General features: G+C 73.5%; 1 pseudogene. It reads right to left on the reverse strand.

The features are described from left to right. Positions 1 to 7,094, reverse strand: a pseudogene (locus G3I65_RS04170) (type I polyketide synthase); the annotation flags it as partial. Positions 7,095 to 7,227 lie beyond the last annotated feature (133 nt).

The following is a 7,227-nucleotide window of genomic DNA, read 5'->3' on the forward strand; positions in this document are numbered from 1 at the left end:
GCCGAGAGGTCGGCCGGGACCCCGCGGACCCACAGCCCGGCGAGCGCGGTGGCGAACGTGCGCTCCTCCGGCCGGTCGCGGCGCAGCAGCGGCACGGCCACGACGTCCTCGCCGAGGCAGTCCGCGGCCATGGCGCTGAGCACGGCGTCCGGACCCGCTTCGAGGAACGTCCGGACGCCCTGGCCGGCCAGGGTCGCGACGGCGTCGGCGAACCGCACCGACGCCCGCACCTGGTGCACCCAGTAGTCCGGAGTGGACAGTTCGGGACCGGCGAGCTCACCGGTCACAGTGGACACCACGGTCCGCTGGGCCGGGTGGTAGGTCAGCCGGTTCGCGACCGCGGCGAAGTCGTCGAGCATCGCGTCCATCCGCGGGGAGTGGAACGCGTGGCTCACCTTGAGCCGCTTGGTCCGCACGCCCGCCGCCGCGAACCCCGCGGCCAGTTCCAGCACGACGTCCTCGTCGCCGGAGACGACGACCGACCCCGGCCCGTTGACGGCGGCGATGCCCGCCCGGCCGCCGGTCTTGGCCACCTCGGCGGCCACGGCGTCTTCGCCGGCCCGCAGGGAAACCATCGCCCCGCCGTCCGGCAGCGCGTCCATCAGGCGGCCGCGGGCGGCGACCAGTTCGGCGGCGTCGGCCAGCGACAGGACTCCGGCGACGTGCGCGGCGACCAGCTCGCCGATCGAATGGCCGGCGAGGTAGTCCGCGTGCACACCCCAGCTTTCGGCCAACCGGTGCAGCGCCAGCTCCACCGCGAACAACGCGGTCTGGGTGTAGGCGGTCCGGTCCAGCAGCGCCGCCTTTTCGGTGCCCGGCTCGGCGAAGACGAGGTCCCGGATCGAGTGCTCCAGGTGCGGATCGAGGTGCGCGCAGGCTTCGTCGAACGCGTCGGCGTAGACGCTGAACCGGGCGTAGAGTTCGCGGCCCATCCCGGCGCGTTGCGCGCCCTGCCCGGTGAACAGGACCGCGAGGGGTCCGGTGGCCGCCTCCCCCGAGATCACCTCGGGCGCGGGCGTGCCCTGGGCGAGCGCGGCGAGCCCGGCGCGGAAGTCCGCGGCCGTGGTGCCGAGCACGACGGCCCGGTGGTCCAGCGCGGCGCGTCCGGTGGCCAGGGAGAACCCGATGTCGGCGGGCGTCCCGTCCACTTCGGACAGCCTCGCGGCTTGCGCGCGCAGTGCGGCCACCGACCGGCCGGAGACCGGCCACGGCACCAGCCGATCGGTCACCTCGGGTGTTTCCGTCACTGGCGCGGGTTCGGCCTGCTCGATGATGGTGTGCGCGTTGGTCCCCGAGATGCCGAACGACGAAACCCCGGCCCGCCGCGGCCGGTCGGCGGGCCACTCGCGGGCTTCGGTGAGCAGCTCGACCGCACCGGCCGACCAGTCCACATGGGACGAAGGCGCATCGACGTGCAGCGACTTCGGGAGCACGCCGTGCCGCATCGCCATGACGACCTTGATGACCCCGGCGGCCCCGGCGGCGGCTTGCGTGTGCCCGATGTTCGACTTGATCGAGCCGAGCCACAGCGGCGTTTCCCGGTCCTGGCCGTAGGTCGCGAGGACCGCCTGCGCCTCGATCGGGTCGCCGAGCGTCGTGCCGGTGCCGTGCGCCTCGACGACGTCCACATCGGACGACGCCAGGCCCGCGTTCGCCAGCGCCGCGCGAATCACGCGTTGCTGCGACGGGCCGTTCGGCGCGGTCAGGCCGTTCGAAGCGCCGTCGGAGTTGACCGCCGATCCCCTTACCAGCGCGAGGACTTCGTGACCGTTGCGGCGGGCGTCGGAAAGCCGTTCCAGCAGCAGCAAACCCGCGCCCTCGGCCCAGCCGGTGCCATCGGCGGCCTCGGCGAACGGCTTGCACCGGCCGTCCGGCGCCAGCCCGCGCTGCCGGCTGAACTCGACGAACGCGCCCGGCGTCGACATGACCGTGACGCCGCCAGCAACGGCCATTGTGGACTCACCCTGCCGCAGCGACTGGCAGGCCAGGTGCAACGCGACCAGCGACGACGAGCACGCGGTGTCGACCGCGACCGAAGGCCCTTCCAAGCCGAATGTGTAGGAGACGCGCCCGGCGATGACGCTCGTGGTGTTCCCGGTCAGCAGGTGGCCTTCGACGCCGGACGCCGAGCTGAGCATGGTCACGTAGTCCTGGCCGTTGGTGCCGGCGAACACGCCGGTTTTGGTGCCGCGCAGCGAATGCGGGTCGATGCCCGCGCGCTCGAACAGCTCCCAGGCCGTCTCGAGCAACAGCCGCTGCTGCGGGTCCATGGCGAGCGCCTCGCGCGGCGAGATCCCGAAGAACGCGGCGTCGAACTGGCCCACGCCCTCGAGGAATCCGCCGTCACGGGCGTAGCTGCGGCCGCTCTTGCCCGGGTCCGGGTCGTAGAGCGCGCCGAGGTCCCAGCCGCGGTCGTCGGGAAACCCGGAAATGCCGTCGCGACCTTCGCCGACGAGCCCCCAGAGGTCTTCGGGCGAGCGGACGCCGCCCGGGTAGCGGCAGCTCATCGCGACGATCGCGATCGGGTCGTCGGCGACCTCGGCCACGGTCGCGGGCGCCCCCGGTTCCGGGGCGTCGGCGCCGAAGATCTCGCCGAGCAGGCGGTCGGTCAGGTCGGCCGGGGTCGGGTGGTCGAACACCAGCGTCGAGGGCAGCGCGAGGCCGGTGTCGGCGGCCAGGCCGTTGCGCAGCTCGACCGCGGTGAGCGAGTCGAAGCCCAGGTCCTTGAACGGCCGGACCGGCTCGATCGCCTCGGCGCCGTCGTGCCCGAGGACCGCCGCGGCGCGAGCACGCACGACTTCGAGGAGCACGCGACGCCGTTCGGGGGCAGGCAGCCCGGCCAGCCGGGTGGCCAGCTCTGCCGTGCCGTGAGCCGCGGTTTCGCCTGCGGTGACGGCGAATTCGGGTAGCTCGGCCATCAGCGGCCGGGTACGGGCGGCGGCGTACGAGGGCGCGAAGCGGGCCCAGTCGACGTCGGCGACGACGACGGTGGTCTCGTTCAGTTCGACGGCCTGCAGGAGCGCGCGCAGGCCCAGGTCCGGGTCCAGCGGGAGGAGCCCGCGACGGCGGAGCAGTTCGTCGCCTTCTTCCGACGCGCCCATGCCCGCGCCCGCCCACGGACCCCAGGCGATCGACGTCCCGGCGAGCCCCGCGGCACGGCGGCGTTCGGCCAGCGCATCGAGGTGGGCGTTGGCGGCCGCGTAGGCACCCTGGTGGCCACTGCCCCAGACACCCGCGATGGACGAGAACAGGACGAACGCGTCGAGGTCGTCGCCGAGCAGCTCGTCGAGGTGGACGGCGCCGTCCACCTTGGCGCTGACGACTTCGGCGAAGTCCTCAGTGGACGATTCGGTGATCGGCGTGAAGCGGCCGTAACCCGCCGCGTGGAAAACCGACTTTACTGATCGTCCATCGAGGACTCCGGCGAGTGCGGCGCGGTCGGCGACGTCGCACGCGACGATCTCGGCTTCCGCGCCGAGGTCACGCAGCTGCGTCGCGAGTTCTGCCGCACCGGGAGCGTCCGGTCCGCGGCGGCTGAGCAGCAGGAGGTGGCGGGCACCGTCCGCGGCGAGCTTGCGGGCGAGTGCGCTGCCCAGCGCACCGGTACCACCGGTGATCAGGACGGTGCCGCGCGGGGTCCAGCCGCCGGGCTCGGTGCCGGCCGGGGCGCGGACGAGCCGCGGCACGAACGCGCCGGACGCCCGGAGTGCCACCTGGTCCTCGCCCGTGCCCGCGGCGAGGAGACCGACGAGCCGGGCGTGGCCGCGGTCGTCGAGGGTGGCCGGGAGGTCGAGGAGGCCGATGTCACGGCCGGTGAGTTCGAGCGCGGCGACCCGGCCGAGGCCCCAGACCTGCGCCAGCGTCGGGTCGGGTGCGGCGTCGGAGCGGGCGGTCCGCACGGCTTCGGTGGTGACGCACCAGAGCGGGCCGGGCAGGTCAGCTTGGAGCACGGTGAGGGCTTCGCCGAGGTTCGCCGGGAACGCGAGGGCACCGGCGATGTCGGCCACTTCACCGAGGCGTTCGAGCGGCAGGCAGCGGACGTCGGCGCCGTACTCGGCCAGGCTTTCGGCGATCCCGGCGGGCGCGGTGCCGATGACGAGCCAGGTCCCGGACAGCCGCTCGGCGGCGATGGGGTGCGGCCGCCAGGTGACGCGATAGCGCCACGATTCGAGGGTGTTCGCCTCGCGGTGGCGGGTGCGCCAGGCCTGGAGCGCGGGCTGGATGGCGTCGGCGAGACTTTCGTCGACGGCGAGGTCGCGAGCCAGGTCACCGTTCTCGACGGCGGCCCAGAACTCGACGTCGGCGTCGGTGGCAGCCGGGGGGCGGGCGGGTTCGAGCCAGTAGCGCTGGTGCTCGAAGGGGTACGTCGGCAGCGCGACGGCCCGGCCCGCGGAGCCCGCGTAGAGGCTCTCCCAGTCCAGCTCGACGCCGTTGACGTGCAGCCGGGCCAGCGCGGTGAAGAGCGTTCGCTCCTCGTCGCGGTCCCGCCGCAGCGCGGGGATCGCGGTGCCCGGGACCATCGCGCTGAGGACGCCGTCCGGTCCCAGCTCCAGGAAGACCCCGACCCCGGCGGCTTCCAACGTCGAGACGCCATCCGCGAACCTGACCGCTTCCCGGACGTGGCGCACCCAGTAGTCGGCTGTGAAGGGCTCAGCGAGAGCACCGCTCACATTCGAGATCACCGGAATCGTCGCAGAGCGGTGCTCCAACGACTCGGCGACCGCGCGGAACTCCTCCAGCATCGGATCCATCAGCGGCGAGTGGAACGCGTGGCTGACCGCGAGGCGTTTGGTCTTGGGGAACTGGGCCGCGATCGCCAGGACCTCGGCTTCGTCGCCGGATATGACGACTGACTCGGGGCCGTTGACCGCCGCGATCGAGACACCCTCGGTCAGAACGATCTCGGACTCCGGGGCGGCGATCGAGACCATTGCGCCGCCGGACTGGAGGGCCTGCATCAGGGACGCGCGCGCGGAGACCAAGCGGCAGGCGTCTTCCAGCGAGAGCACGCCGGCGACGTGGGCGGCCGAGATCTCGCCGATTGAGTGCCCGGCCACGAAGTCTGGGCGAACGCCGAAGGACTCGACCAGGCGGTAGAGGGCGACTTCGACCGCGAAGAGCGCGGGCTGGGTGAACTCGGTGCGGTCCAGCAACTCCGGGGCGGTGAAGGCCTCGCGGAGTTTGGGATCGAAGTGGGCCAGGACCGCGTCGAAAGCCTCCGCGTAGACGGGAAAGCGAGAGTAGAGCTGCTCGCCCATGCCGACCCGCTGAGCGCCCTGGCCGGTGAACAGCACCGCCAGCAGGGCGTCCCGGTCGGCCGTGCCGGTGACCACGGCTGCGTCGGAACCACCGTCGGCAAGGACACCGAGGGCGTGGTCGATCTCCTCGCCGGACGCGACAAGCACCGCCCGGTGGTCGTGCGTCGCACGCGTGAAAGCCAGCGAGTACGCGAGGTCCTGCGGCGCCACGTCCGTGCCGCGGAGCCGTTCAGCCTGGGTCCGCAACGCCGTCGCGCTCCGGGCCGACAACGGCACGAGCGGCGGTGTCGCGTCCGCTCCCGATGGCGGGAGCACTACCGCGTCGGCCTGCTCCAGGACGACGTGCGCGTTGGTGCCACTGACCCCGAACGCCGAGACCGCGGCCCGGCGCGGGCCGTCGGACTCCCACGGGCGTTCCTCGGTGAGCAGCTCGACCGACCCGGCCGTCCAGTCCACTTGGGACGACGGCGCGTCGACGTGCAGCGTCCGGGGCAGGACGCCGTGCCGCATGGCGAGGACCATCTTGATCACGCCGGCCACGCCGGACGCCGACTGGGTGTGGCCGATGTTCGACTTCAGCGACCCGAGCCACAGTGGACGGTCCCGGTCGCGGCCGTAGGTCGCCAGCAGGGCCTGCGCTTCGATCGGGTCGCCGAGCCGGGTGCCCGTGCCGTGCGCCTCCACCGCGTCGACGTCCGAAGTGGACAGACCCGCGTTGGCCAGCGCCGCGCGGATCACGCGCTGCTGCGAAGGACCGTTGGGGGCGCTCAAGCCGTTCGAGGCGCCGTCCTGGTTGACGGCCGAGCCGCGGACCACGGCCAGCACCGGGTGGCCGTTGCGCCGGGCGTCCGAGAGCCGCTCAAGCAGGACCAGGCCGACGCCTTCGCCCCAGCCGGTGCCGTCGGCCGCGTCCGCGAAGGACTTGCAGCGGCCGTCTTCGGCGAGGCCGCGCTGGCGGCTGAACTCGACGAACGCCGCCGGGTGCGCCATCACCGTGACGCCGCCGGCCAGCGCCATCGAGCACTCGCCCTGCCGCAGCGCCTGGCACGCCAGGTGCAGGGCCACCAGCGACGACGAACACGCCGTGTCGACGGTGACCGCCGGTCCTTCCAGGCCGAACGTGTAGGACAGCCGGCCCGACACGACCGCCGGGGCGCTGCCGGTCAGCAGATAGCCCTCGGAGCCGCCGGACTCGTCGCGCGCGCCGACGCCGTAGCCGGACGACGTCGCGCCGACGAACACGCCGGTTCCGCTGCCGCGCAACGCATCCGGGTCGATGCCCGCCCGCTCGAACACCTCCCACGACGTCTCCAGCAGGACGCGCTGTTGCGGGTCCATGGCGAGCGCCTCGCGCGGCGAGATGCCGAAGAAGCCGGCGTCGAACGCCGCCGCCGTGGTCATGAACCCGCCCTCGCGGGTGTAGCTGGTGCCGAGCTTCGCCGGGTCCGGGTCGTACAGCGCGGCCAGGTCCCAGCCGCGGTCGGCCGGGAACGGCCCGACGCCGTCCGCGCCCTCGGCGATCAGGCGCCACAGGTCCTCGGGCGACTGGACGTCCCCCGGGTAGCGGCAGCCCATCGCCACGATCGCGATCGGCTCGTCGGACGCGGCGGCCGTGGCCGGGCCCGCGGTGGCGGTCTCGGCACCGGACACCTCGCCGAGGAGGTGCTCGGCCAGCGCGCGCGGGTGCGGGTGGTCGAAAACGACGGTGGCCGGGAGGCGGACACCGGTCACCGCCGTCAGCCGGTTGCGGAGCTCGACCGCCGTCAAGGAGTCGAAACCCAGCTCGCGGAAAGCGCGGTCGGCGGCGACGGCGGCGCCCGAGTCGTGCCCGAGCACGGCGGCGGCCTGAGCCCGTACGAGCTCGAGGACGTGGTGCGCGGCTTCGCGCGGGCCGAGCCCCCGCACCGCGTCGGCGAGCCCGCCGCCGACCTCGGTGACAACCTCCTCGGCGGCGAGGTGCTCGCGGACC

The organism is Amycolatopsis sp. SID8362 (assembly GCF_010550475.1).
GTDB classification, from domain to species: Bacteria; Actinomycetota; Actinomycetes; order Mycobacteriales; family Pseudonocardiaceae; genus Amycolatopsis; species Amycolatopsis eburnea.